Source organism: Streptomyces sp. SID3212, assembly GCF_009865405.1.
Taxonomy (GTDB): domain Bacteria; phylum Actinomycetota; class Actinomycetes; order Streptomycetales; family Streptomycetaceae; genus Streptomyces.
The window spans coordinates 1-2,588 of the sequence record NZ_WWJY01000563.1; the positions used below are offsets into that span (position 1 = coordinate 1).

Genomic DNA, 2,588 nt, shown 5'->3' on the forward strand with positions numbered 1-2,588 from the left:
ACCGGCCACCGCGACCGGGTGCGGGCCGGCGAGCCGCCGCAGCCGCGCCGCGACGACGCGGTGACAGCCGCCCAGAAGCTCGCCTCGCGGGAGACCGCGCAGGGGCAGCTGGAGGCGCAGGAGGCGCTGGACGACCCGCTGGTGCTCGCGGGGCGCCGCCTGACCGGGGAGGCGTTCCTGGGCGAGGTGACGGAGGTGGAGATGGCGTACAGCGACAGCAAACGCCCCTCACCGCGCCCGCTGGTCACGGTCCTGACCGACGACCTGCCGCATCTGGGCCACCGGACGAAGGTGTTCCGATCCCTGGACGGCAAACCGCAGTCCGCGGAGTTCGTACGGGCCGACCCCACGGCGGCGGACGACGGCCCCGGGGCGCTCGTGCTGCGGCTGCTGGACCGGATGGGGCGCGGCAAGGACCCCGCGCCCGGCTCCGTACCGGAGAAGGGCGACCTGGTCGTCTGGACCCTCTTCGAGCACGACCAGCGGGGCGGCCCCAAGCTGCCGGACCCGGAGGAGACGCCGTGGACCCACGGCGGCCCGCCGGGCGCCGAGGCCGCCGCTGACGCTCCGGCACCCGCCCCCGATCCGGTCACGGAGGACGACTTCCTATGAGTAGCAGCGGTACGGACGAGGCCGCACACCCCCGTACGGCAGGCGTCTTCGACCCCGGCGCCGCCGCCGGCCGGGCCACCGACGCGATCCTGCGCGACACCCTGCACGGCGCCCACCGGGGGGTGGTCGTGGACTCCCCGCCCGGCGCCGGGAAGTCCACGCTGGTCGTGCGCGCCGCCCTCGAACTGGCTGCCGCCGGACGGCCGCTGATGGTGGTCGCCCAGACCAACGCCCAGGTGGACGACCTGGTCACCCGGCTCGCCGAGAAGGCACCCGACCTGCCGGTCGGGCGGCTGCACAGCAACGACCCCGACCCGTACGACAAGGTCCTCGACGAGCTGCCCAGCGTGCGCAAGTCCGCGAAGGCCGCCGATCTCGCGGGGCTCGACATCGTCATCTCGACGGCCGCGAAGTGGGCGCACGTGCAGGGCGTCGAGCCCTGGCGGCACGCCATCGTGGACGAGGCGTACCAGATGCGGTCCGACGCGCTGCTCGCCGTCGCCGGGCTGTTCGAGCGGGCGCTGTTCGTCGGCGACCCGGGCCAGCTGGACCCGTTCAGCGTAGTGGGCGCGGACCAGTGGGCGGGGCTGTCCTACGACCCGTCCGCCAGCGCCGTGTCCACACTCCTCGCGCACAATCCGGAGCTGCCCCAGCACCGGCTGCCGGTCTCGTGGCGGCTGCCCGCGTCGGCGGCGCCGCTGGTGTCGGACGCGTTCTACCCGTACACCCCGTTCCGGAGCGGTACGGGTCCCGGTGACCGGACGCTGGCCTTCGGCGTCCCGTCGGACGGCTCGGGGCCCGACCGGGTGCTGGACGAGGCGGCCGGGGCGGGCTGGGGGCTGCTGGAGCTGCCCGCGCGGCGCACGCCCCGTACGGACCCGGAGGCGGTGCGCGCCGTAGCCTTGGTGGTACGGCGGCTGCTGGACCGGGGCGGCGTGGCGACCAGCGAGCGCTCCCCCGACCCCGTGCCCGTCACGGCCGACCGGATCGCGGTCGGCACGGCCCACCGCGACCAGGCGGCGGCGGTCCGCGCGGCCCTCGCCGAGCTGGGGGTGGCGGGCGTCGCGGTCGACACGGCGAACCGCCTCCAGGGCCGGGAGTTCGACGTCACGGTGGTCCTCCACCCCCTCTCGGGACGCCCGGACGCGACGGCGTTCCACCTGGAGACGGGCAGGCTGTGCGTCCTGGCCTCCCGCCACCGCCACGCGTGCGTGGTGGTCTGCCGGGCCGGCGTGGCGGAACTGCTGGACGAACATCCGTCCACGGAACCGGTGCAGCTGGGAGTCACGGTGAAGTTCCCGGACGGCTGGGAGGCGAACCACGCGGTGCTGGCGCGCCTGTCGGAACACCGGGTGAGCTGGCGGCCGTGACGGTCGCGCGGGGCCTTTGACCGCTGTACGACGGTTGTACGGGAGCGGCTCCCGGGCGTCGGGAGGCGGAGGCCCTTTTTCGGGACGTCAGCGGTTGTTTCCCGGCGCGTCGGAGGCCCTCTTGCGGGGGGTTGGACAATGGACGGTGGCCCAGAGGCCGGTACAGGTACGAGCAGGAGGAATCACATGGCGGATCCCGAGCGGAGCGAGCGGCGGCTGCGGCCGGCACCGCTGCTCTTCGAGCCCTCGGAGGCGGTCGCCGACCCCGAGCACTTCTTCGACCTCGAATCCATGGACGACCCGGCGGACCTGCTGAGCCGTGCCACCGAGCTGACTCTGGCCTTCCGCGCGGCGGCCGACCGGGCCGTCGAGTTCCAGGCGGTCGCGGCGGCGCAGCTCGCCGATCCGCGCCGGTTCGACCGGCTGACGGCCGCCGACATCGCGGTGCGGGCGCAGTGGACCGAGGACTACGCGAAGAAGATGGTCGAGTTCGGGCGGGATCTGCTGCGCGGTGAGGGCCTGGCGGAGAAGTAGCGGCCGGTGGGGGGAGTTGCCTTCCGGGGGCCGCCCGCGGCTGGGGGCTGCGCCCGCGGCTGGGGGCGGGGC

2 protein-coding genes and 1 pseudogene are annotated in these 2,588 nt (G+C 75.0%); all 3 read left to right on the forward strand.

Going from position 1 to position 2,588, the window contains the following annotated elements:
• Nucleotides 1-612: pseudogene (locus tag GT042_RS16970) on the forward strand (hypothetical protein); the annotation flags it as partial.
• Nucleotides 609-1,982, forward strand: coding sequence for an AAA family ATPase (locus GT042_RS16975; protein WP_161309559.1), 1,374 nt, complete (start codon nucleotides 609-611; stop codon nucleotides 1,980-1,982). The pseudogene GT042_RS16970 and the gene GT042_RS16975, both read left to right, overlap by 4 nt.
• A 186-nt stretch (nucleotides 1,983-2,168) precedes the next feature.
• The gene (locus tag GT042_RS16980; RefSeq protein ID WP_161309560.1) at nucleotides 2,169-2,516 is read left to right on the forward strand and encodes a hypothetical protein; all 348 of its coding nucleotides are present in this window, start codon (nucleotides 2,169-2,171) and stop codon (nucleotides 2,514-2,516) included.
• Nucleotides 2,517-2,588 lie beyond the last annotated feature (72 nt).

Excerpts from the sequence above, each read along its gene's own strand:
- GT042_RS16980 (WP_161309560.1), top strand. The coding sequence starts at position 2,169 with ATGGCGGATCCCGAGCGGAGCGAGCGGCGGCTGCGGCCGGCACCGCTG.
- GT042_RS16975 (WP_161309559.1), top strand. The coding sequence starts at position 609 with ATGAGTAGCAGCGGTACGGACGAGGCCGCACACCCCCGTACGGCAGGC.